Raw genomic sequence first — 21,395 nt, forward strand, 5'->3', positions numbered from 1 at the left:
GCGTTATCTCCTTGGCTTGTAGCTTTCGGCGCGGCGGGCGGCCGCTTCGATATCTTCGATCATCGCGCGCAACCGATCCGACGACGACGCGAAGTCCGGGATCGCGGGCTGCGCCGGGCGCGCGGGTTGTGTTGGCGCAGGCGCCGGCACGGGCGCACGCGGTGGCGGCATTGCGCCGTTGCGGCGTGATGCGGTCGCACTGGCCTTGGCCACCAGATCCGAGATGTTCGGCGCATTGGGCTTTGGGGCAGGGGCCGTGCCGTTGGTCACGGGCGCTGGTCTGGGCGCTGGCGCTGCGGGCTTGGCCGCTGGCACCGGACGCGCCGGAGCACTGACCGACTTCATGGCGGCTGCTGCAATATCGCTCGGCTTCGGCCCAGACGCCGGGCGCGGGCTTGCGGGTTTCGGCGCTGCCACCGGGGCAGGGCGCTTGGCCCCGGTCGCGGCTCCGCTGCCGCCCAGATAGGCTTTCTGCACCGCCGGGTCATTCGCCAGCCGCTCTGCATCATCCTCGTGCACGATGGTTCCGTTCTCCAATAGATAGCCGCGATCTGCGATGCGCAGGCTTTGCTTGGCGTTCTGTTCGACCAATAGGATGCCCAAGCCCGCCTGTTTGACCACGCGCAGGCTTTCGAACAGGTCTTTGCAGAGCAGCGGCGACAGCCCGAGTGATGGCTCATCCAACGCAAGGATCGACGGGTTCGACATCATCGCGCGACCGATGGCGACCATCTGCTGTTCGCCCCCCGACATGGTGCGCACGGTCTGCTTGCGGCGCTCCTGCAGTTTGGGAAACAGCGACAGCACACGTTGCAGATTGCCGGCCTCTTCGTCACGTGCGCGTTCGGCGTAGGCCCCAAGCGTCAGGTTCTCCTCGACCGTCAGATCGCCAAAAACCCCCCGGCCCTCTGGCACCAGAGCAATGCCCGCTTCGACGATCCTGTGCGGTTTTTCCCCCACCAGTTCGGCGTTCTGCAGCGACACCTGACCGGCCACATGCCCTTCGCAAATCCCGCAGATCGCTTTGAGAAGCGTCGACTTTCCGGCGCCGTTAGCCCCCAGAATGACGACGATCTCGCCTTTGCCGACACGCAGCGATGCGCCGTCCAACGCGCGGTGCTTGCCATAGCTGACCGAGAGATTGCGAACCTCAAGCATCGTCATCCCCCAGATAGGCGCGGATCACTTCGGGGTCGGACAGCACCTCTTCGGGGGTACCTTCCGCGATCTTGGTGCCGGTGGACATGACAACACAGCGATCGCAGAGCGATCGGATCGCGTCCATCACATGCTCGACCAGAATGATGGTGCGCCCCTCGTCGCGCAGCCGCTTGATCAGCGCGATACCTTCCTCAAGCTCGGTCGGGTTCAACCCGGCGAGCCATTCGTCCAGAAGCAGTACCTTCGGCTCTGACGCCAGAACGCGGGCAAGCTCGACACGTTTGGTGTCGATATAGGTCAACTCGCCCACATGGGCGTTCGCCCGTCGGTCTAGCCCCACCAGTGCCAGCATCCGCATCGCATGGGCATCCGCCTCGGCGCCCCAACGGCGGCGATGGCCGAACACGGCACCCGCACGGACGTTCTCGAGCACCGTCATGGACGGCAGAAGCCGCACCAATTGGAATGTCCGGGCAATGCCCCGCCGCGCAATGTCTGCGGCTGAAAGATGCGAAATCGGTGTGCCGCGCAGGGAAATCGTTCCCTCGGTCGGTTTCAACGCGCCAGAGATCAGGTTGAGCGTCGTGGATTTGCCCGACCCGTTGGGGCCGATCAGGCCCAGCACCTCGTGCTCGGTCACGTCGAAATCCATGTCGTTCACGGCGACAAGCCCGCCGAACCGTTTGGTGGCACCACGCAGGGACAGGACTGTGGGACCGGTAGTCATGCAAAGGCCTCCCGTTCCCGCATCCTGCGCTTGCCGCTTTCGATCAGTCCGACAAACCCGCGTGGCAGCAGGTACACGATGACAAGGAAGCTGAGGCCCAGAAGCAGCGTCGTCTGGTTCGGGAAGCTGGCCGAGATTGCCTCCCACAGCAGGGTGAAGGGGATCACGCCGACAAGCGGCCCCCAAAGCCGACCTGTGCCACCGAGGAGCGCCATGATGACCACAAGGAACGACAGCATCGGCGTGAAGGCCAGCGCAGGTTCGATGTAGATATAGCGAGGGGCGAGCATCGACCCGACCACCGCTGCGGTGGCTCCTGACACCATGAACAAAAGGATCTTGGCGCGTGATGTGTTGATCCCGGAATGGCGCGCGACCTCTTCATCATCCCCGATGATGCGCAGGGCGAACCCAAGCCGCGACCGTCCGATGGCCCAGCCCGTCAGGTAGACGATCCCGCCAAGCACCAGCAGTTGCCAGTAGATGTGCACCTCGGTGATGTCGGTCAGAACATAGAGGCCTTTCTGCCCGGACACGTTCTGCCCCCATGTCACGACCTGACGCACCAGCTCGGCCAGACCCAGCGTGAAGATCACGAAATAGACCCCCGACAGGCGGAGCGTCGCCAGTCCGACAAGTGCCGCCAGAACAGCGCCGAGAACGGCAGCGATGGGCAGCGTCGCCCAGTAGTTCAGTCCGTTCTCGATCCCAATGGCCGTGGTGTAGGTGCCAAGGCCAAAGAACGCGGCCGTGGCGAGAGAGATGTAATGCGTCGGGCCGGAAAACAGCGCCCAGCTTGTCGCCAGCACGGCATACATCGCGATGGTGATGCCGATGGACAGCATGTAGGCGTCGCCGGTCAGGGGCAGGCAGGCGGCAACCGCCAGCAGGACCGCCGAGAGCGTGATGGATTGCCAGTCGCGCTTGGTCATGCTCATGTCGTGCGCCTCCCGAACAGGCCCTGTGGACGGAACAGCAGGATCAGCACAAAGAGCAGATAGGCAGCAGCCAAGGTCAGACCGGGGTCGATCAGTGTCGCCACAAAGGTCTCCAGGATACCGAGGAGAAGCGCCGCAACAATGGTGCCGCGCACGTCACCCACACCGCCCATGATCACGATCACCAGTGCCTTGAGCGTAAAGAGAACGCCGGTCGAGGCATCCAGCGTCAGGAAAGTGGAGATCAAAGCCCCGCCCACAGCCGTCACCGCGCCGCCAAGCGCAAAGGCAAGCGCCGACAGCTTCGGCACGTCGATACCCACCAGCCGCGCGCTTTTCGGATCGACGGCAATTGCCCGGATCGACATGCCCGCGCGGGTGCGGTTCAGCCAAAGCCACAAACCGCCGCAGATGATCACCGCCGCCACAGCCGCCGTCACGCGGTTCAGAGCGTAGGTGTCCCCGATCAGGGTAATGGGCCGGGCGAGATAGGAATAGGAAAAGTAGTCTCCGCCAAAGAGAGCCAGCATGATGCCAACCGATACAAAGGCGAGGCCAAAGGTGGTCAGGATCGCATCAACCTCGAGTTGGCCATGGGATTTGGCGCGCTTCACCAGCGGCCGCAGCATCACCACGTACACCAGCCAGTTCAGAAGAAAGGCCAGTGGCGCAACGATGAAGATCGTCAGAAGCGGGCTGACCTGCCCGGCCGTGTAGAACCAGAAGGCGGCAAACCCCCCGGCCACAAGGAATTCCCCATTGGCGAGGTTCATGATCCTTGCCATGCCGTATTGCAGGTTCAGCCCCATCGCGATCAGTGCGTAGGTGCCGCCCAGCAAGAGCCCTGTGATCAGAATATCCATGTGGTCTCCGGGATTGGTGTGGACGGCCCCGGACATGCCGGGGCCGACACGGGATTATTCCCAGCCGGTCTTCGGCTGCGCCGGAACCGCACCGTCACGTCCGGTCGAGGCCACGCCCTTGAAGACGCCGCCCTGCCACTGGCCCACCGTCCAGTATTCCGCGTTGGAGTTGTTCTCGTCCCACGAAATCGGCCCGATCACGGTGTCGAAATCGTTGTTGGCGATGTACTCGGCCACGGCTGCTTTGTCGGTCGTACCCGCGCCTTCGATGGCCATCTGCAGGATCTGGAACGAGGCATAGGCCGGGGCGGACGCCCAGTAGTCCGGCTTGGCGCCGGTCACGGCTTCGTGCCGCGCCGCGTAGTCCTTGAACGCGTCGCCATCCGCATAGACGCCGCCTGCACCAAGCACGCCTTCAGCAGCAGCGCCGAACCGTCCGGCATAGGCCGGGAAGGCGGTGGCCACAGCGGTGTAAAACGCTTTGGGCGCAAGACCCGCGATCTGTGCCTGCTCGGTCAGACCAAACGTGTCAGGCGGGTAGGACCACGCCACGAAGGCATCCGGATTGGCGTCCTTTGCGCCGTTGATGACGGGCGAAAGATCCTGGGTGCCCAGCGGGTAGGACGAGTCGTACACGATGTCGAACCCGGCTGCCTCGAACTGCGGACGTGCCGCTTCGGCCAGTTCGATACCGAACGCGTCGGCCACGTTGACCATCGCCACGCTGCTGCCGATCTCACCGGCTTCGCGCATCTGGCTCAGCACCTCGACCACGCCGCCCGCAAGGCCGGTCGCACCGCCGAGCAGGAAATACATGTTCGGGAATTTGCCCGACAGATCCTCGATCTGGTCGGAAATCGCCGTGTGCGTGACCATCGGGTAGCCATAGCGCTCAAAGATCGGCGCGGACGCGATGTTCAAACCGGTGCCGTAGGGCGCAAGGATGAAATCGGCTTCGTCCTGTGTGGCAAGACGCTGCACCGCCTTGATGGTTTCGCCGGGGTTGGTCTGGTCATCATATTCGATGATCTCGACCATCCGCTTGGTGCCGCCCACGTCGATGCCGCCGGCTTCGTTCACATCATGCGCCCAAAGCTGGACGTTCGGCCAGAATGTCACCGCCGCACCGCCCGCAAGCGGACCTGTCTTGGGGCCGACCGCCCCGATCTTCAGCGCGTCCTGCGCCGCAGCCGGGCCTGCCAGACCCGCAGCAAGGGCCATTGAGGCGGCCAGTCCGAAGAGTTCTCTGCGTTTCATGTGTCTTCCTCCCTTATTGATCGTTTGTTGTGTCGTTTGATTGAGCCGTGTCGTGGATTGCGATCCACTGACATTCGGTGAATTCATGCACCGCATCACGCCCGCCAAAACGGCCATAGCCCGAGGCTTTGACCCCGCCGAAGGGCAGTCGGGGATCGTCGTAAACGGTTGATCCGTTGACATGGCCGATCCCGGTTTCGATCTGGCAGAGCATGTCGCGCGCCGCCTCTGTGTCACGGCTGAAAACCGAAGCGACGAGGCCGAAATCCGTGTCATTGGCCAACGCCAGCGCCTCTTCGGCATCCGCCACGCGGATAATCCCGGTGATCGGGCCAAACGCCTCTTCGTCGTAGAACATCATCCCCGGAGCGACCCGGTCGAGCACGGCGGGCTGTATCCCACCCCCGGACAACTCGCCGCCGGTGATCAGTTCGGCCCCTTTCGACAGGGCGTCGTTGATCATCGCACGCAAACGCACCGCCGCTGCGGGGCTGATGAGCGCGCCCAGCGGTCCGGGTTGACCCGGTTCAAACCGCAAGGCCTCGGCTTCGTTCGCCAACCGCCCGGCAAAATCATCCGCAACTGCATCGGCAACAATGATCCGCTCCGTCGACATGCAGATCTGGCCCTGGTTGAAAAAGCTGCCATGCGCGATGGCACGCGCGGCCAGGTCCAAATCCGCATCCGCCAGAACGATTGCCGTGCCTTTGCCCGACAGCTCCAGCAGACAGGGTTTCAGGTGATGTGCCGCCGTCACGGCAATCTCGCGGCCCACCCGGGTCGATCCGGTGAAATTCACCCGACGCACGGCAGGGTGGGCAATCAGCGCCTCGACCACCTCTTCTGCATGGTCGGGCGCGTTGGTGATGTAGTTCAGAACGCCGGGCGGCAGGCCCGCACCGCAGATTGTATCCGCGACCCATTCGTGGGTTTTCGGGCAAAGCTCCGACCCCTTCAGCACAACGGTGTTTCCGCAGGCCAGCGGCGCGGCCACGGCCCGTGTGGCAAGGGTGACCGCCGCGTTCCACGGGGCGATCCCCAGCACGACGCCACAAGGCCGTCGGCGAAGAGTATGTCCGGGGATCGGTGACGCTGTATCGTCGATCACTTCGATCAGGTCCGATGTCTGGCGCAGCATACCTGCGGCCAGATCGACATTGAAACGCACCCAGTCAGGGGCCGATCCCACCTCGGCCGATGCGATTTCGACCACCTCATCGACACGGGCGATCAACGCGTCCGCTGCGCTTTGCAGAAGACCGACACGCTCTCGGGTTGGTAAGGCCGACCACCCTGCGAATGCATTGGCTGCAGCCGCCGCCGCAGCGCGCGCCTCGGCGGCGCGGCCAGCCGCGGCACGGGTCACAATGGCGTCCGACACCGGGTGTCGGCGTTCAAACGCAACAACCGGGTCAGGCGCGACGTGACGCCCGGCAATTATCAAGCGGGTTTCGTACAGGTGCTCCTCCCCAGGCTCACTGAACGCAGGCCGTATCCCCTCGGCCATTTCATAAAATCGCTCGGAGAATGGCAGAGTAAATGATATTCTGCAGCAAATGATTATCGTTTTGTGGGAATATGTATGCCGGATCAGAAACTGCACGACTCCGCAACCGTGCGCGCCGGGGCAGTTGAGGGTCCGCTGCGACCCAGAATTGTGGGCTTGGCCGAGAGTTTGCGCGGGCCGTCCTGGTGTGCGATTCTGCTTGAAGACGGGGCCGTCGACATTGCCGAAGGCGCGCAGCGCATCGAGGGGCCGGCGCTGGCCTGGCGCCCGTGGCGCGAAGGTCTGCGCCTCAGGTTCGAGGCCGGGGCGGTAGGGGCCTACGTGCTCCTCAACGCAAGCGTGCTGGGCAACACGATCGGCCACCTTCCAGAGGCGCGCGATCTTCGCGACGTTGCCGATCACGACATCAGCGTTCCGCTCAGGCAGGCTTCCGAAAAACGCGCTGCGCTGCGCACCGCTTTTGCAGGGATCCGGCGCGAACTCGATGAAGACGCCGCTGCGGCACATGTGGTGGTCGAAGCCTATCTCCGGGTGATCCTGATCGAGATCTTCCGCTCGGCCCAGTCGTTTTCGGGCGGTCCGCGCGGGGCCAGCCCGTCACACCGCGCCTTCACCCGGTTCAGCACTCTTGTCGAACGGCATTTCCGGGAACGCTGGACTGTGAATGACTACGCCGAACGTCTGGGCCTCACCCGTGACCGGCTTGGCGACATCTGTCGCCGGGTCCGCGATCTTGGTCCGAAAGACATCATCGACCGACGCGTGATGATCGAAGCGCGGCTGCTTCTGGAAACGTCGGGCCGGTCGATCAACGAAATCTCGAGCGCGCTGGGCTTTGGCTCGTCCGCCCAGTTCAACCGATTCTTCGTGCGTCACGCGCAGCAACCTCCGGGTGCCTATCGCGCGGCATTTCAGAAGGGCACCGAACTTGGTGTGTCCGATCCGGGACGCCCATTCGACTGGCCCTAAATCAATAATGTATACAGAAATATCCTCATAAGGCGAAAAATCGCCTCAAACTTACTGATTGACAGATTTCTGTATACAGAATAGCCAGAGTGCCAGAATGCCGCGGGGAGGCGGTTTGCACTGGGGGGTGCATGTCAGATCGTAAGACGCAGTTCGACAAGGCGCTGCTGGGTCTTCGCTCGCTTGTAATGAGCGGTGAATTCGCAGCCAGCGCGCGGTTGCCGGAAGTCGCTCTTGCCGAGCGGCTCGGGATCTCGCGAACGCCGCTGCGTCAGGCGATGGACCGGCTTGTTGCCGAAGGGTTGCTGGAACGCATCGAAACCGGTGGCTGCCGCGCGGCGCGCTTTACGCTCGATGACATCAACGACGCGATCGAGCTTCGGGGGGTCATCGAAGGCACCGCAGCGCGTCTGGCGGCTGAGCGCGGTGCCGATCCGGTCAAACTGGAAGAAGCGCGCTACGTCCTTGAAGCGATCGATGGCGCTCTGATGCAGCCCGACAACATTGACTTCGATGCATATGTCCATGAAAACGCACGGTTTCACGCGCTTCTTGCGGGCATGTCGGGCAGTCAGATCATCGAACGCGAGGTCGCCCGGATCAGCCAGCTTCCGCTGGCCTCGCCCAGTGCGTTCCTGCGCGAACAGGAACTGATCCCGGATTTCAGCGCATCCCTGGTCATTGCTCAGGGCCAGCACCGCGCCATTCTCGAAGCCATCGTGGCCCGGGAAGGGGCAAGGGCCGAAGCCCTGTCACGCGAACACGCCCGCCTTGCGCGGCGCAACCTTGACTACCTGGCCAACGCAGGACCGGGGGTCGCGACGCGGGTTCCCGGCCTGTCACTTCTATCAGCCGAATAAGATCCTAGGAGGAGATCACGTCTATGCCCAGCTTGTCTGATAAGATGAAGGAATGGGGGAATCCCGTTGAAATGCTTCGGAATTCCCAGATCGGGATGTATGTGTATCCGGTTGTTACGCCGGAATTCCGCAACTGGCGTGTTGAACAGGAAGCGTGGCGCCATTCTGCCGTTCTCTTCGACCAGTCGCACCATATGGACGAACTGATCGTCGAAGGGCCTCAGGCGGAAGAATTCCTTGCCTATCACGGCATCAACAGCTTCTCGAATTTCGATCTGAACCGGGCCAAGCACTACGTCCCGGTGACGCCTGCCGGCCATGTGATCGGCGACCACATCATCTTCCGCGAACGTCAGGACAAATTCATCCTCGTGGGCCGCGCGCCGACTTCGAACTGGCTGATGTTCGCCGCTGCCTGGGGCAAGTGGAACGTCCGGATCAAGCACGATCCCCGCTCCACGTCGCGCCCCGAGGGCGAACGCGTCCTGCGCACCCATTACCGCTATCAGATTCAGGGTCCGGACGCGCCGAAGATCTTTGAAAAGATGAACGGCGGCCCGATCCCGGACATCAAGTTCTTCCATGTCGACTGGATCAATATCGGCTCCAAGAAAGTGCAGGCGCTGCGCCATGGCATGTCCGGCGCGCCGGGTCTCGAAGTCTGGGGTCCGTATGAGGACAAGCACTACATCCACTCGACCATTCTTCAAGCGGCGCGCGATGCGGGCGTCGACCTCGTCCAGTGCGGAAGCCGTGCCTATTCGACCAACACGCTCGAGTCGGGCTGGATCCCGTCGCCGCTTCCGGGCATCTACACCGGCGACGGCATGCTGGCCGATTACCGCGACTGGCTGGGCACCGACATGTACGAAGCGGCCGGCGCCATCGGCGGCAGTTTCATCAGCGACAATATCGAAGATTACTATGTCAATCCGTTCGAATTGGGCTACGACTTCTACATCGGGTGGAAAAAGGATGACTTCATAGGCAAGGATGCCCTTCTCAAGATGAAAGAGAGCGGCACCAACCGGAAGAAGGTGACCTTTGAGTGGAACAAGGAAGATGTGCTCAAGGTGATCGCATCGGCCTTCGAAGAGGGGACTCCGTACAAGTGGATCGATTTCCCGCAGCCGAACTACGCGTCGTCTTCTGCTGACATGGTCATGCATGGCGACAAGATGGTCGGTATGAGCATGTTCAATGGCTACAGCTACAACGAACGCTGTGTGCTGTCGCTCGGCGTGGTCGATCAGAGCGTCGAAATCGGTGACGTGCTGACGCTGCGCTGGGGTGAATCCGACGACACCGCCAAGACATCCACCGAAAAGCACAAGCAGGCCGAGATTCGGGTTCGGGTCTCTCCGACGCCGTATTCGAGCGAGGCGCGGGAAAGCTATGCGGCGGACAGCTGGCGCACCAAGGCCAGCTGATCGGCAACACGAGGTCTGCGGCGGTCACAGAGAAGGGCCGCCGCAACCATTCAATCGGCCTGACAGGATGCAGGCCAGTCAAGGGAGGAAGACATGACACTACGTTCTACATTTGTTGGTGCCGCGCTCGCATTGGCGGCCGCCGTTCCGGCCGCCGCGCAAGAGCTGAAATTCGCCAACTTCACGCCGCCGTTCCACACGGTCAACGCCAGTGTGATCGAAAAGCTGAACGCCGATCTGTCGGCGGCGACAGGCGGCAGCCTGACGGTCCGCGGCTATCATGGCGGTGAGCTGGGTGCCGGCCCGGTCGAGCAGTATGTCCGCGCCGTGCAGGGCGTGGCAGACATCACATGGGGGCTGCCGGGCTACACCTCGCAGCAGTTCCAGAAGACCATGATCGTCGAATTGCCGGGTGTTGTCCCCGAGGGCAAGTCCGGTGCTGACGCGCTCTGCGATGCGATGGACGAAATCTCGGGCGAATTCCCGGGCACCGTTCCGGTCGCGCTCTGGACCTCTGAACCCAACATCATGATCATGAAGGACAAGGTCGTCCGCACGCCTGAAGATCTTGCCGGGCTCAAGATCCGTGTCGCGGGTGCAACCGCAGGCAAAGTGGCCGAAGCGCTTGGCGCGACCCCTGTGCAGATGCCGATCAACCAAGTCTACAACGCCCTGCAGACCGGCCTGATCGACGGCGTGTTCACAGGCTCGTCCACGCTCAACGACTTCAAACTCGATGAAGTGGCCGACGCCTTCACAATCGGTGCCCCGCTGGGCCGCCTCGCATTCTTCGCAGTCATGGGCCAGAACGCCTATAACGGACTGTCCGACGACGCGAAGGCCGCATTCGACGCAAACAGCGGCTGCGCTCTTGGTAACAATGCCGAGACCGCCTGGAACGCCACTGGCGAAGAAGGCGTGGCGCGGGCGCGTCAGGACGGCAAGAACACCTTTGTCGATCTGACCCCGGAACAGGCACAGGCCTTTGCCGATGCCGTGTCCGGCGTTGTGGCGGAATATGTCGCCAGTGTTGGTGGCGAAGCCGCACTGGCCGCGATGCAGGAATAAATCTTGGAGCGGATACGCACCCTTGCGGACAGGCTGATCGGCCTGTCCGCTGCAATTGGCTCGACGGCGCTCATTCTGATCGTCGTCGTGATCCTTGTCGATGTGGTGGGTCGCGCCTTCGGCAACCCACTCTATGGCGGACAGGACATCACCACCATGGCAGCGGTGATCCTGGTCTTCGCTCCGATGGCGCTCTGTGACCGCATGGGCGGGCATATCTCGGTCGATCTGTTCGAGCGCTATTTCCCGGACGGCATGAACCGGGCCATCGATATTTCCGTCGCCGCGATCGGGGCGGTGATCTTTGCCACGCTGGCCTGGGCGACATGGGCAAGCGCCAAGCTGTCAGTCATGCTGAACCTTTCGACAAACCTTCTGTATCTGCCCAAGGCGTATTTCCAGTGGGCGACCATCGCCTTCATGCTTCTGGCGGCGCTGGGGCTCGCACTGCGCGCGGTTGAGCTGGCAACGACAGGCCGGGATGTGCGGACGGAGATCAAACGATGAGCGCATCCGTCGCCGGTCTCCTGGGCATTGTCGCTCTCTTCGCGCTGCTCATCCTGCGGGTGCCCGTGGCCTTTGCGATGTTCGTTGTGGGGTTTCTGGGCATCTGGGCGCTGAATGGGCTCAATGCCGCAACTTCGCTATTGGCATCCGAGGCTTTCACTTTGGCATCGTCGCCGGAACTGGTGGTGATCCCGCTCTTCATCCTGATGGGCAACGTAGCGTCGCACACGGGCATGAGCCGCCAGCTGTTCGACGCCGCCTATGCGGTAATCGGCTCCATCCGGGGCGGTCTCGCCTCGGCAACGGTGATCGGCTGCGGCGGTTTTGCAGCCCTGTCCGGATCGTCCGTGGCGTCGGCGCTGACGATGGGCAAGGTCGCCCTCGCCGAGATGGAGCGGTTCAAATACGATGATCGCCTGTCCACAGGTGTCGTCGCGGCCGGTGGCACGCTGGGCATCCTGATCCCGCCGTCAACGGGTTTCGTAATCTACGCGATCCTGACCGAGCAATCCATCGGACGCCTGTTCCTCGCCGGGGTTCTTCCGGGCATCCTGCTCCTGTCGCTTTTTGTCCTCGCGGTATCCGTTCTCTGCATGCTGCGTCCCGATTTCGGTCCGGCAGGGCCCAGCACCACTTTCGGGGAAAAACTTCGCGCGCTGAGTGGCGCAGGGCCGATTGTCGGCGTGATCTTCCTGACCATCGGCGGCATGTATGGCGGGCTGTTCTCACCGGTTGAAGCAGCGGCTGTCGGGGCAGGGGCCGTGATTGTCATCGGCGCGGTTACCCGGAAGCTCAAACTGTCGATGCTCTGGTCTGCGGCAAAGGACAGCGTCGTGACCACCGCAACAGTGATGCTGATCCTGATCGCCGCGCATATGATCAACCCTTTTCTGGCGCTGAGCCATATGACCGAGCTGGTTGGTGAGTTCTTTGTCTCGCTCGAACTCGGGGCGACGGGCAGCCTGCTGGTGATCCTTGCGATCTACATTGTGCTTGGGTGCTTCCTCGAAGGCTTCGCGATGCTGGTTCTGACGTTGCCGATCTTCTTTCCCATCGTGCTGGAGTTGGGCATCGACCCGATCTGGTTCGGCGTTCTGGTCGTGCTGGCGCTCGAAATGGGCCTGATTTCCCCGCCTGTGGGATTGAACGTCTTCATCGTGAAATCGGTGGCACCGGGCGTGTCGCTGGGGCGCATCTTTACCGGGGTCATCCTGTTCTGGGTGATGATGCTGGTAACTTTGGCGATCCTTGTCGCCTTCCCGCAGATTTCACTCTTTCTGCCAAACACCATGATCAATTGAGGCACCCATGACCGAACCCTGCTTTGACGTTGCTCATCTTGGCCATGTAGAGGTCCTGACCAACAAGTTCGACGAGAGCCTTGATTTCTTCACCCGCGTCTACGGGCTGAAGCTGTCCGCATTGGAGGGCGACAGCGCGTATCTTCGGGCGTGGGACGATTACGAGTTTCACTCGATGAAGCTCACGAAATCCGACACGACCGGCGTTGCCCATATCGGCTACCGCATGTCCTCCGAGGCTGCGCTGGAGCGGCGCGTCAAAGCGATCGAGGCGTCGGGCTACAAGACCCATGGCTGGGTCGAGGGGGATCTCGGCCATGGCCGGGCCTACCGCTTTGAGGATCCGTTCGGCCACGTGTTCGAGCTGTATTGGGACACGGTCAAATATGACCCGCCGCCCGAGGACCGGCCCGCCCTCAAGAACATGTCGAGCCGTTTCCACGCGCAGGGTGTGTCGCCGCGTCGGATCGATCACCTGAACCTTCTGGCCGAGGACGTGACCCAGTTCCGCGACTTCATGCAGACCTGCCTGGGCAGCCGCGTGACCGAACAGATCCGCCTCAACAACGGGCGGCTTGGGGGGTGCTGGTTCACCATCAACAACAAGACCTACGATCTGGCCTGCACCGAAGAACACGGCCGGGGCAGCAATCGCCTGCACCATGTCACCTACGCCACGGATCAGCGCGAAGACATCCTGCGCGCGGCCGACATCTTTCTTGAAAACGGCGTCCACATCGAAACCGGCCCGCACAAGCACGCCATTCAGGGGACCTTCTTCCTCTATGTGTGGGAGCCTGCCGGAAACCGTATCGAACTGGCCAACGCTGGTGCGCGCCTGATCCTGCAGCCTGACTGGGAAACCGTCACCTGGACCGAGGATGAGCGAAAGAAGGGGCAGGCGTGGGGGCTCAAGACCATTGAGACCTTCCACACCCACGGCACACCTCCGGCAGAGGGCTGACGGACCACCGTGGATGTAATGTCCCACGACATGGTCGATGCGTGGCTGTCCCGTCTTGTGCTGTCCTCTGACCTGCCCGTGACACTGGAGAGCCTGACCAAGATCACGCGTGCGCATCTGGACCGCATCCCCTTTGAGAACCTGACCGTTTTCTGCGGCGATGTTCCCGATATCAGTCTTGACGCGCTGGAAGAGAAGATTCTTCGTCAAAGGCGTGGCGGATATTGCGTCGAGCTGAACCCACTCCTCTGCGCTGGTCTGCGCGCGCTGGGGTTCGACGCCCGGCTCCGGATGGCGCGGGTGCTCTGGCAGCGAGACGCGCCGGGGCCGCGCAGCCATTGTTTGTGCCTCGTGCGGATCGGGGGGGACGAGTACCTCGTCGATGTGGGCTTTGGCGGTCCGGGTCCGACCGCCCCGCTGCTTCTGGGATCAGATGGCCCCGACCTGCGGATTGCACCTCGGGACGGGCTGGGCACCGTTCTGAGCCGACAGGTGGGCAGGGGCGATTGGCGCGATCTCTATGCCTTTACCGACGAGATGACCACGATGTCGGATGTGCAGGCGGGCAACTGGCTGGCCGCGACCTTGCCGGGGTCGCTCTTTACCCGCACCCTGATCGTGACCCGCCACAGCGGTGACACGCGCTTGGTGCTGGACGGCACGACATTTCGCAGATTTGCAGACGGCAGGGCGCCGGAGGCCGAGACTTTGCAAACTCCGGATGCGGTTCGGTCCTGCCTGCAGGACGCGTTCGGGATCGACCCACTTCCGGGGCTTGAGGACGCACTGATCCGCAAAGGGCTTTTTTGACCAAATGGTCAAAAAGCGGCGAGCCCGGCATTGGTGTTCAGCAGGAACTGCGAAAAGATCGGGCTGCTCGCCGCACCGATGCCCCGCGCGTTTCCACCGATGCTGCCCGGTTCGATCTGCGGCGCAATCAGACCACGGGTATCCTGATTGACCAGATAGCGCCGGACCCGTTCGACCAGTTCATTGCGAACCGGCTCCGGGAAGGCCCCGTCAATCAGCACCGCTTCGAAATCGATCACCGCGCAGACCGAGAGCGATGCTTTGGCCAGTTCCTGCGCCGTTTCACCGATCCAGGGCTCGACATAGCGGTTCAGATCACTCCAGTCCTGCGGTTGGTGCCAAAGAACGCGGGGGTCCAGCCCTGCCTGTTCCAGCCTGTCTTCGAGCAGGTGGATCGAGGCGACGTCGATCAACTGGCGGCTTTCCCCCAGCGGACCGGTGCTGCGCATTGACCCGAGTGCCCCTGCATTTCCCTGATTGCCTTCGAACACCGTGTCATTGACCACGACCCCGCCGCCGACGAAGGACCCGATGAAGAAATACGCATAGTCGCGGAAGCCATGGTTGCGCCCATATAGGTGTTCCGCCCGGCAGGCCGCAGTTGCGTCATTGACGACAAACACCGGAAGATCGCTGAAGCGGGCGACCTGTGCGCTGAAATCCAGATCTTTCCAGGATTGGAACTGTTGGGTCGGCGCGCCGATCAGATCATTCCATTTCCACAGCTCGAACGGCGCCGCGATTCCGATCCCGCAGAGCCGTGTCAGCGCGTCTTCGGACAGCTCTCCCAACAGGGACTGCATTCCCGCTTCTAGAAAGGCAAAGACCTCGTCGGGCAGGGGGTATGCGTAGCTGGTCGATGTCTGCGCCCGGACGTTTCCGGTAAAATCCAGCAGCAGCAGGTCAGCGCTGCGGCGCCCGATCTTGAGGCCCAGAGACAGAACGCCATCCGGAGACAGTTCCATCGGAATAGAGGGCTTGCCCACCTTGCCGCGCATCGGCTCGCCCCGGCGCAGAACGCCATCCTGTTCCAGCTTTCGAAAGATCACCGACACCGTCTGGGGCGACAGCCCGGTCAGACGCGCGAGTTCGATTCCCGGCATCGGGCCACGGCGCTGCAGCATGGAAAGAAGCAGGCGCTCATTGTGATTGCGCACGCCGCTTTGGTTCACACCGCCGCTTGCTGTCCTGATCTTCCCACCATCCATGGCGCGACATTACCCTGCGAAATGCATCTGCGTAAGATGCCAGACTATATTTAATAAATAAAGTTTATTTATTTATTGACAGAGCCGTCATTATCTGGCCTTTTCGGCGTCAACCTGCAGCGGAATTTGCGGGCAGGGGGAACGGGCTCATGCAGGCCCGATGCTTAAAAAATCTGATTTCTGGGAGGAAACCATGAAAAAACTTCTACTGAGTTCGGCAGTTGCTTTGGCGTCCATGTCCGGTGCAGCCCTTGCGGGTGGCCACGGTGTCAGCGCATGCCTGATCACCAAAACCGACACCAACCCGTTCTTCGTGAAGATGCGCGAAGGCGCCGCCGCAAAGGCGGAAGAGTTGGGTGTCGAGCTCAACACCTATGCGGGCAAAATCGATGGTGACAACGAAACGCAGGTTGCCGCAATCGAGACCTGCATTGCCAATGGTGCCAAAGGTATCCTGCTCACGCCGTCTGACCCTGCGGCCATCGCTCCGGTTGTTGAGCAGGCCCGCGACCAGGGCATCCTCGTGATCGCGCTCGACACGCCGTTGGATCCGATTGACGCCGCCGACATGACCTTCGCCACCGACAACTACAAAGCCGGTCAGCTGATCGGTCAGTGGGCGCGCGCGCAGCTGGGCGATGCGGCTTCGGAGGCAAAGATCGGTCTTCTGAATATCAATATTTCGCAGCCGACCGTGGGCGTTCTCCGCAACCAGGGCTTCCTCGAAGGGTTCGGGATCGATCTGGGTGATCCCAACAAGTGGGGTGACGAAACCGATCCGCGGATCGTCGGGCATGATGTGAGCGACGGTGCCGCTGACGGTGGCCGCAAGGGCATGGAAAACCTGCTCGCATCCGATCCGGGCATCAACGTGGTCTACACCATCAACGAACCGGCCGCCGCTGGTGCATATGAAGCACTCAAGGCACTGGGCCGTGAAGACGACGTCCTGATCGTATCGGTGGATGGCGGCTGTCCCGGTGTCGCGAATGTCCGCGATGGCGTGATTGGCGCAACCTCGCAGCAGTATCCGCTGCTGATGGCGTCGCTGGGCATCGAGGCGATCGCCAAATTCGCGGAAACTGGTGAAAAGCCCGCGCCGACCGAAGGCAAGAACTTCTACGACACAGGCGTTGGCCTCGTCACCGACCAGCCCGTTGATGGTGTCGAGTCGATCAGTGTCGAGGAAGGTCTCGCACGCTGCTGGGGTTAATCCCGCTTTTGCCGGGGGGCGCGCCGCGCCCTCCGGTCACGGCTTGTCAATTCACCACAACACCGGGTGTAATCCGCCATCCGTCGCACGCGGCGCGATGGCGATCCGGTTTTTCTGGCAGGAGTAGCTCTCATGGCCTCTGACCGCACCAATGACAATTACGAGTCCGCACTTTCGGGTGCATCGACCGATGTCGCCTCTTTCGAGTACCACAAGAAAGGCTTTGTCGGACGACTGCACGATCTGCTGCACACAAACCCAGCGCTTGTTCCGCTGATCGTCCTTGTCGCGGCGATCATCATTTTCGGCATCGCGTTGGGCAGCAAATTCTTTTCGCCCTTTGCCCTGACGCTGATCCTGCAACAGGTGCAGATTGTCGGCGTTCTGGCGGCGGCGCAGAGCCTTATCATTCTGACCGCCGGAATCGACCTTTCGGTTGGGGCCATGGCGGTGATCTCGTCTGTGATCATGGGTCAGTTCACGTTCCGCTACGGCCTTCCGGCACCGATGGCGGTTGCAGCAGGGCTTGCCATCGGGACGGCGATCGGCGCGCTCAACGGGTGGCTCGTCAGCCGGGTCAAGCTGCCGCCCTTCATCGTGACACTGGGCATGTGGCAGATCGTTCTGGCGGCCAATTACCTGTTCTCGCGTAATGAAACGATCCGGGCACAGGACATCGAGGCGAATGCTCCGTTCCTGCACTTCATGGGTTACAAGTTCCAGATCGGCGGCGCGACCTTTACGCTGGGCGTTTTGGTGATGATCCTGCTGGTTCTGCTGCTGGCGTATGTCCTGCGCAACACGGCATGGGGCCGTCATGTCTATGCGGTGGGCGATGACCCGGAAGCCGCTCAGCTTGCCGGTGTGGATGTGCACAAGACGCTGATGTCAGTCTACATGCTGGTCGGTTTTATCTGTGCCCTTGCGGGTTGGGTCATGATCGGTCGCTTCGGATCGGTGTCGCCTTCGGCTTCGACGGGGATGATGGGCAACATCCAGTCCATTACCGCTGTGGTGATCGGGGGAATCTCGCTTTTTGGCGGGCGCGGCTCCATCCTTGGCGCGTTTTTCGGTGCGCTTATCGTGGGGGTGTTTGAACTTGGTCTGCGCATGGCGGGGGCCGACCCGCAATGGACCTTCCTTCTCATCGGTGCGCTCATCATCGCGGCTGTGTCTGTCGACCAATGGATCAGAAAGGTGTCAGCATAATGGAACCCATTCTCAAAGGACGGAATCTGGTCAAGCGGTACGGCAAGGTGACGGCGCTCGACCATTGCGACTTCGACCTCTATCCCGGCGAGATCCTTGCGGTCATTGGCGACAACGGGGCAGGCAAGTCGACACTGATCAAGGCGGTCTCGGGTGCGGTTGTCCCTGATGAGGGGACTGTGACGCTCGAAGGCAAGGAGGTGCGGTTCTCCTCTCCCATCGAAGCACGCGATGCCGGGATAGAGACCGTGTACCAGACGCTTGCCATGTCGCCCGCTCTGTCGATCACCGACAACATGTTCATGGGGCGCGAATTGCGCATGCCGGGCGTGATGGGCAAGTGGTTCCGCAAACTGGACAAGCCCGCAATGGAGAAGTTCGCCCGCGAAAAGCTGTCGGAACTGGGATTGATGACGATCCAGAACATCAACCAGGCGGTGGAGACCCTGTCCGGGGGCCAGCGTCAGGGGGTCGCCGTGGCCCGTGCGGCGGCGTTCGGGTCCAAGGTCATCATTCTGGACGAACCGACAGCCGCGCTGGGGGTGAAGGAAAGCCGTAAGGTGCTGGAGCTGATCCAGGACGTGAAATCGCGCGGCATTCCGATCATCCTGATCAGCCACAACATGCCGCATGTGTTCGAGGTTGCGGACCGCATCCACGTGCACCGTCTGGGCAAGCGGCTCTGCGTGATAGACCCCAAGGACTACACCATGTCCGACGCGGTCGCGTTCATGACGGGGGCGAAGGAAGCACCGGAAGCGGCGTGATCTCAGCCGATATTGCGAATGCGGCCCGGTGGACCTGCCGGGCCGTTTTTTTTACCAAATGGTCAAATTCTTTTTTGCGTGCTCGGGAACCGGGAGGGCGGTCATGCGTTTGCACTGGCAAACGTGGCCGTGAGCCGCGCAAAACGTATGGAACACAGGACAGACCCGCATGGAAGAAGTAGAAGCCGTCGCAACAAGTGTTTGGGACCAGATCGCGTCGATCTTCACGATGGAGATCTACAACGGCAAATCCTTTGCCGACCTGCTGACACTGGAAGCCATGCTGTCGCTGCTGGGCAATACGATTGCAGCCATTCTGATCCTGTGTGCGGGCTTCATTATCTCCGGCATTCTGAGCCGCCGCATCACGCGGATCGGGCAGATGCATGCAAGCCTGGATGACACGCTCTTCGTCTTCTTCGGCAACATCGCGCGATACACGGTTCTGGCCTTCACCGCGCTGTTCGTGCTCAACACATTCGGGGTGCGGACGACCTCTGTGGTGGCCGTCATTGGTGCTGCCGGTCTGGCAATTGGTCTGGCGTTGCAGGGAACGCTGTCCAACGTCGCGGCGGGGGTGATGCTGATCCTGTTCCGGCCGTTGAAGAACGGCGATTTCGTGCAGGTCAATGACGTGGTCGGCACGGTCAAGGAAATCACGCTGAACTACACCGAGATCGCGGATGTCGGAAACGTGAAGGTGGTTGTCCCGAACTCCGAGGTCTGGGGCAACACGATCAAGAACTATTCCGGCTACAAAACCCGTCGCGCGGAATGGGAATTCGGTGTGGACTATGGCGCCAATCTGGCAGATGCGGAGCGGGTGATCCGTGACACGATCATGTCCGATCCCCGGTCGCACACGGACCCGGAGCCGTTCATTCAGGTCAACAACCTCAACAGCAGCAGCGTGGATTTCCTTGTGCGCGTCTGGTGCGATGCGTCGGTCTATTTCCAGTATCAGGCCGATATGAAGCGCAAGGTGAAAGAGGCGCTGGACAAGGCGGGTGTCGATATTCCGTTCCCGACGCGGACGCTTGTCATGCAGCGTGACGAGGCCGAACAGAAGAGCAAGGCCAAGCCGATCGCGGTGCAGTGACCGTCAGGCGGTCTGCAGTCCGGTCATGCCGGTCTGCGCCATGGCGATGCTCATCTCGTCACTGAGGACGGACCACATCTGGCGCAGCCCCACTTCGCCACCCGCTGCCATGGCGAATTGCAGGATACGTCCGAAGAAACAGAAATCCGCACCGTGGACGAGCAGTTTGAGCGCGTCCTCGCCGGACCGCAGGCCGCTGTCGAAGAAAAGCGGATAGTCAGGGCCAACCGCCTCGCGGATGGCCAGCAGCGCCTCGACCGGCGTCGGGGCGCTTTCCAACTGCCTTGCGCCGTGGCTTGAGACCTGAATGGCATCCGCGCCGCTGTTCTTGAGGCGCAGAGCGTCTTCGGCATCCAGCACGCCTTTGACCACCAGCTTGCCGGGCCACATGTCGCGCATTCGCGCCAGCGTATCCCAATCCGCCTTGGCGCGGCTTTCGGTGCGGTCAAAGCTGTAGCCGGGCATCTGGAAATTCGCCATTTCGGGGCGGCCATGCAGCAGGGTGGAGATCGACCAGCGCGGGTGCAGGGCGAAATCGACGAACTGGCTGGGGCCGATGCGGAAGGGCATCTTGAACCCGCGCCGCAGCTCACGCGGGCGGCGGCCCACCTCGGGTACATCCACGGTTACCACCAGCGTTTCGTACCCAGCATCGCGGGCGCGTTCGACCAGTTTGAACGTACCGCTGCCATCGCCACTGAAATAGATCTGGAACCAGGCGTGTCCCTCGGCGACCTCGATGATCGTCTCAAGCGGGGTGGAGGCCACAGTCGACACGCCATGAGGCACTTTGAAATCCCGCGCGAGCCGCGCCAGCATCAGGTCTGCACCGGGGCAGGAGAGGTTGCACATGCCCATTGGCGCAATGCCGAAAGGGCGGTCTGCGGTTGCGCCGAATAGCGTGGTCGCCAAGGACCGTTGGCTCACATCCCGCAGGATACGGGGTCGCAGGGTCAGCGCATCCAGTGCCGCGCGGTTGCGGGTGAGCCCGGTTTCACGCCCGGCTGCCCCGTCAATATAGTCGAAAACCATCCACGGCAGACGGCGTCTGGCCAGCCGCCGGGCATCCTCGGCGGAATGAATGTGGTCGGCTGGGGCCATTTGTGGACGGGGTCAGTCGGTGTCGCGGTGGACATGCACGGCGCATGGTGCGTGGCGCACCACCCGCGCAGCTGTCGAGCCTAGGAAGAAGTCGCTCAACCCCGGTTTGTGCGAACCGATCACGATGCAGTCGAACCCGTGCTCCTCGGCATAGTCGATAATCGTACGCGCGGAATGGCCTTTGACCAGAGCGGGTTTCACGCCGTCCATACCGGCGATCTTTTCGTGCAGCCGTTCCCGGGCGCGTTCATACCCGGCCTTGACGACGTCTTCGTCCAGATATGCGCTGACGGTTCCCTGCGGCGCTTCGTAGACGTGAAGGGCGACAATCTCTCCGCCCTCGGAGCACAGCACCCGTGCCACTTCAAGCGTCTGGGGCGAAATGCCGTGATCGAGAGCCATGGGAACGAGGATCTTGTTGTACATGTCGGGTCTC

At 61.9% G+C, this 21,395-nt stretch carries 21 protein-coding genes; 12 read left to right on the forward strand and 9 right to left on the reverse strand.

Annotated features, from left to right (window positions below; genetic code table 11):
* Positions 1-3: 3 nt before the first annotated feature.
* Genes MGEO_RS05250 through MGEO_RS05275 form a run of 6 tightly spaced genes read right to left on the reverse strand, consistent with a single transcriptional unit; the run spans position 4 to position 6,453 of the window.
* On the reverse strand, positions 4-1,158 hold the full coding sequence (locus MGEO_RS05250) for an ABC transporter ATP-binding protein (protein WP_085635671.1): 1,155 nt from the start codon (positions 1,156-1,158) through the stop codon (positions 4-6).
* Positions 1,151-1,888, reverse strand: coding sequence for an ABC transporter ATP-binding protein (locus tag MGEO_RS05255; RefSeq protein ID WP_085635672.1), 738 nt, complete (start codon positions 1,886-1,888; stop codon positions 1,151-1,153). Before MGEO_RS05255 ends, MGEO_RS05250 begins: the two co-directional genes overlap by 8 nt.
* Positions 1,885-2,826, reverse strand: a complete 942-nt coding sequence (locus MGEO_RS05260; protein ID WP_211297937.1) for a branched-chain amino acid ABC transporter permease — start codon at positions 2,824-2,826, stop codon at positions 1,885-1,887. Before MGEO_RS05260 ends, MGEO_RS05255 begins: the two co-directional genes overlap by 4 nt.
* Positions 2,823-3,689, reverse strand: coding sequence for a branched-chain amino acid ABC transporter permease (locus tag MGEO_RS05265; protein WP_085635909.1), 867 nt, complete (start codon positions 3,687-3,689; stop codon positions 2,823-2,825). Before MGEO_RS05265 ends, MGEO_RS05260 begins: the two co-directional genes overlap by 4 nt.
* A 54-nt stretch (positions 3,690-3,743) precedes the next feature.
* The gene (locus tag MGEO_RS05270; protein WP_085635674.1) at positions 3,744-4,946 is read right to left on the reverse strand and encodes an amino acid ABC transporter substrate-binding protein; all 1,203 of its coding nucleotides are present in this window, start codon (positions 4,944-4,946) and stop codon (positions 3,744-3,746) included.
* A gap of 13 nt (positions 4,947-4,959) precedes the next feature.
* A complete protein-coding gene (locus MGEO_RS05275) occupies positions 4,960-6,453 on the reverse strand; it encodes an aldehyde dehydrogenase family protein (protein WP_085635675.1) in 1,494 nt (497 codons plus the stop codon).
* Between the two features lie 75 nt (positions 6,454-6,528).
* Here MGEO_RS05275 and MGEO_RS05280 point away from each other — a divergent pair, with 75 nt between their 5' ends.
* From MGEO_RS05280 to MGEO_RS05315, 8 genes are all read left to right on the forward strand, one after another.
* Positions 6,529-7,422 carry a helix-turn-helix transcriptional regulator gene (locus MGEO_RS05280; RefSeq protein WP_085635676.1) on the forward strand — a complete coding sequence of 298 codons (894 nt, stop codon included), beginning with the start codon at positions 6,529-6,531 and terminating at the stop codon, positions 7,420-7,422.
* A 131-nt stretch (positions 7,423-7,553) separates the two neighbouring features.
* Positions 7,554-8,282 carry a GntR family transcriptional regulator gene (locus MGEO_RS05285; RefSeq protein ID WP_085635677.1) on the forward strand — a complete coding sequence of 243 codons (729 nt, stop codon included), beginning with the start codon at positions 7,554-7,556 and terminating at the stop codon, positions 8,280-8,282.
* Between the two features lie 23 nt (positions 8,283-8,305).
* On the forward strand, positions 8,306-9,712 hold the full coding sequence (gene ligM, locus MGEO_RS05290) for a vanillate/3-O-methylgallate O-demethylase (RefSeq protein WP_085635678.1): 1,407 nt from the start codon (positions 8,306-8,308) through the stop codon (positions 9,710-9,712).
* 93 nt (positions 9,713-9,805) lie between these two features.
* Positions 9,806-10,780: a TRAP transporter substrate-binding protein gene (locus tag MGEO_RS05295; protein WP_085635679.1), complete on the forward strand. Its 975-nt coding sequence runs from the start codon at positions 9,806-9,808 to the stop codon at positions 10,778-10,780.
* A 3-nt stretch (positions 10,781-10,783) separates the two neighbouring features.
* Entirely contained in the window at positions 10,784-11,287 is a 504-nt protein-coding gene (locus MGEO_RS05300) for a TRAP transporter small permease (protein WP_233139668.1), read from the forward strand.
* Positions 11,284-12,588 carry a TRAP transporter large permease gene (locus tag MGEO_RS05305; protein ID WP_085635681.1) on the forward strand — a complete coding sequence of 435 codons (1,305 nt, stop codon included), beginning with the start codon at positions 11,284-11,286 and terminating at the stop codon, positions 12,586-12,588. The genes MGEO_RS05300 and MGEO_RS05305 overlap by 4 nt, the downstream gene beginning before the upstream one ends.
* Positions 12,589-12,595: 7 nt before the next feature.
* Entirely contained in the window at positions 12,596-13,552 is a 957-nt protein-coding gene (locus MGEO_RS05310; RefSeq protein ID WP_085635682.1) for a VOC family protein, read from the forward strand.
* An 18-nt stretch (positions 13,553-13,570) separates the two neighbouring features.
* Positions 13,571-14,362 (forward strand): arylamine N-acetyltransferase family protein, encoded by a 792-nt coding sequence (locus MGEO_RS05315; RefSeq protein ID WP_085635683.1) that lies wholly within the window; start codon positions 13,571-13,573, stop codon positions 14,360-14,362.
* 8 nt (positions 14,363-14,370) lie between these two features.
* Here MGEO_RS05315 and MGEO_RS05320 read toward each other — a convergent pair whose 3' ends face one another.
* Entirely contained in the window at positions 14,371-15,570 is a 1,200-nt protein-coding gene (locus tag MGEO_RS05320; RefSeq protein WP_085635684.1) for an ROK family transcriptional regulator, read from the reverse strand.
* A 193-nt stretch (positions 15,571-15,763) separates the two neighbouring features.
* Here MGEO_RS05320 and MGEO_RS05325 point away from each other — a divergent pair, with 193 nt between their 5' ends.
* The 4 genes from MGEO_RS05325 to MGEO_RS05340 all read left to right on the forward strand — a co-directional run bounded on the left by MGEO_RS05325 (position 15,764) and on the right by MGEO_RS05340 (position 19,858).
* Positions 15,764-16,783 (forward strand): sugar ABC transporter substrate-binding protein, encoded by a 1,020-nt coding sequence (locus MGEO_RS05325; protein ID WP_085635910.1) that lies wholly within the window; start codon positions 15,764-15,766, stop codon positions 16,781-16,783.
* 132 nt (positions 16,784-16,915) lie between these two features.
* A complete protein-coding gene (locus tag MGEO_RS05330) occupies positions 16,916-17,992 on the forward strand; it encodes an ABC transporter permease (RefSeq protein ID WP_085635685.1) in 1,077 nt (358 codons plus the stop codon).
* Positions 17,992-18,759, forward strand: coding sequence for an ATP-binding cassette domain-containing protein (locus MGEO_RS05335; protein WP_198948085.1), 768 nt, complete (start codon positions 17,992-17,994; stop codon positions 18,757-18,759). The genes MGEO_RS05330 and MGEO_RS05335 overlap by 1 nt, the downstream gene beginning before the upstream one ends.
* A 169-nt stretch (positions 18,760-18,928) precedes the next feature.
* Entirely contained in the window at positions 18,929-19,858 is a 930-nt protein-coding gene (locus MGEO_RS05340; protein WP_085635687.1) for a mechanosensitive ion channel family protein, read from the forward strand.
* Between the two features lie 3 nt (positions 19,859-19,861).
* Here the strand turns inward: MGEO_RS05340 and MGEO_RS05345 are convergent, their stop codons facing one another.
* Both MGEO_RS05345 and MGEO_RS05350 read right to left on the reverse strand, forming a co-directional pair.
* Positions 19,862-20,959 (reverse strand): alpha-hydroxy acid oxidase, encoded by a 1,098-nt coding sequence (locus tag MGEO_RS05345; protein WP_085635688.1) that lies wholly within the window; start codon positions 20,957-20,959, stop codon positions 19,862-19,864.
* A 12-nt stretch (positions 20,960-20,971) separates the two neighbouring features.
* Positions 20,972-21,385: a universal stress protein gene (locus MGEO_RS05350; RefSeq protein WP_085635689.1), complete on the reverse strand. Its 414-nt coding sequence runs from the start codon at positions 21,383-21,385 to the stop codon at positions 20,972-20,974.
* Positions 21,386-21,395 lie beyond the last annotated feature (10 nt).

Origin of the sequence: Marivita geojedonensis, assembly GCF_002115805.1 — a bacterium.
In the GTDB taxonomy this organism is placed as follows: domain Bacteria; phylum Pseudomonadota; class Alphaproteobacteria; order Rhodobacterales; family Rhodobacteraceae; genus Marivita; species Marivita geojedonensis.

What these genes read in the sequence shown, in the direction of transcription:
- MGEO_RS05265 (WP_085635909.1), bottom strand. Translation starts at nt 3,689, where the DNA reads ATGGATATTCTGATCACAGGGCTCTTGCTGGGCGGCACCTACGCACTG.
- MGEO_RS05285 (WP_085635677.1), top strand. Translation starts at nt 7,554, where the DNA reads ATGTCAGATCGTAAGACGCAGTTCGACAAGGCGCTGCTGGGTCTTCGC.
- MGEO_RS05340 (WP_085635687.1), top strand. Translation starts at nt 18,929, where the DNA reads ATGGAAGAAGTAGAAGCCGTCGCAACAAGTGTTTGGGACCAGATCGCG.
- MGEO_RS05295 (WP_085635679.1), top strand. Translation starts at nt 9,806, where the DNA reads ATGACACTACGTTCTACATTTGTTGGTGCCGCGCTCGCATTGGCGGCC.
- MGEO_RS05310 (WP_085635682.1), top strand. Translation starts at nt 12,596, where the DNA reads ATGACCGAACCCTGCTTTGACGTTGCTCATCTTGGCCATGTAGAGGTC.
- MGEO_RS05335 (WP_198948085.1), top strand. Translation starts at nt 17,992, where the DNA reads ATGGAACCCATTCTCAAAGGACGGAATCTGGTCAAGCGGTACGGCAAG.
- MGEO_RS05350 (WP_085635689.1), bottom strand. Translation starts at nt 21,385, where the DNA reads ATGTACAACAAGATCCTCGTTCCCATGGCTCTCGATCACGGCATTTCG.
- ligM (WP_085635678.1), top strand. Translation starts at nt 8,306, where the DNA reads ATGCCCAGCTTGTCTGATAAGATGAAGGAATGGGGGAATCCCGTTGAA.
- MGEO_RS05325 (WP_085635910.1), top strand. Translation starts at nt 15,764, where the DNA reads ATGAAAAAACTTCTACTGAGTTCGGCAGTTGCTTTGGCGTCCATGTCC.
- MGEO_RS05320 (WP_085635684.1), bottom strand. Translation starts at nt 15,570, where the DNA reads ATGGATGGTGGGAAGATCAGGACAGCAAGCGGCGGTGTGAACCAAAGC.
- MGEO_RS05255 (WP_085635672.1), bottom strand. Translation starts at nt 1,888, where the DNA reads ATGACTACCGGTCCCACAGTCCTGTCCCTGCGTGGTGCCACCAAACGG.
- MGEO_RS05330 (WP_085635685.1), top strand. Translation starts at nt 16,916, where the DNA reads ATGGCCTCTGACCGCACCAATGACAATTACGAGTCCGCACTTTCGGGT.
- MGEO_RS05250 (WP_085635671.1), bottom strand. Translation starts at nt 1,158, where the DNA reads ATGCTTGAGGTTCGCAATCTCTCGGTCAGCTATGGCAAGCACCGCGCG.
- MGEO_RS05345 (WP_085635688.1), bottom strand. Translation starts at nt 20,959, where the DNA reads ATGGCCCCAGCCGACCACATTCATTCCGCCGAGGATGCCCGGCGGCTG.
- MGEO_RS05280 (WP_085635676.1), top strand. Translation starts at nt 6,529, where the DNA reads ATGCCGGATCAGAAACTGCACGACTCCGCAACCGTGCGCGCCGGGGCA.
- MGEO_RS05305 (WP_085635681.1), top strand. Translation starts at nt 11,284, where the DNA reads ATGAGCGCATCCGTCGCCGGTCTCCTGGGCATTGTCGCTCTCTTCGCG.
- MGEO_RS05270 (WP_085635674.1), bottom strand. Translation starts at nt 4,946, where the DNA reads ATGAAACGCAGAGAACTCTTCGGACTGGCCGCCTCAATGGCCCTTGCT.
- MGEO_RS05260 (WP_211297937.1), bottom strand. Translation starts at nt 2,826, where the DNA reads ATGAGCATGACCAAGCGCGACTGGCAATCCATCACGCTCTCGGCGGTC.
- MGEO_RS05315 (WP_085635683.1), top strand. Translation starts at nt 13,571, where the DNA reads ATGTCCCACGACATGGTCGATGCGTGGCTGTCCCGTCTTGTGCTGTCC.
- MGEO_RS05275 (WP_085635675.1), bottom strand. Translation starts at nt 6,453, where the DNA reads ATGGCCGAGGGGATACGGCCTGCGTTCAGTGAGCCTGGGGAGGAGCAC.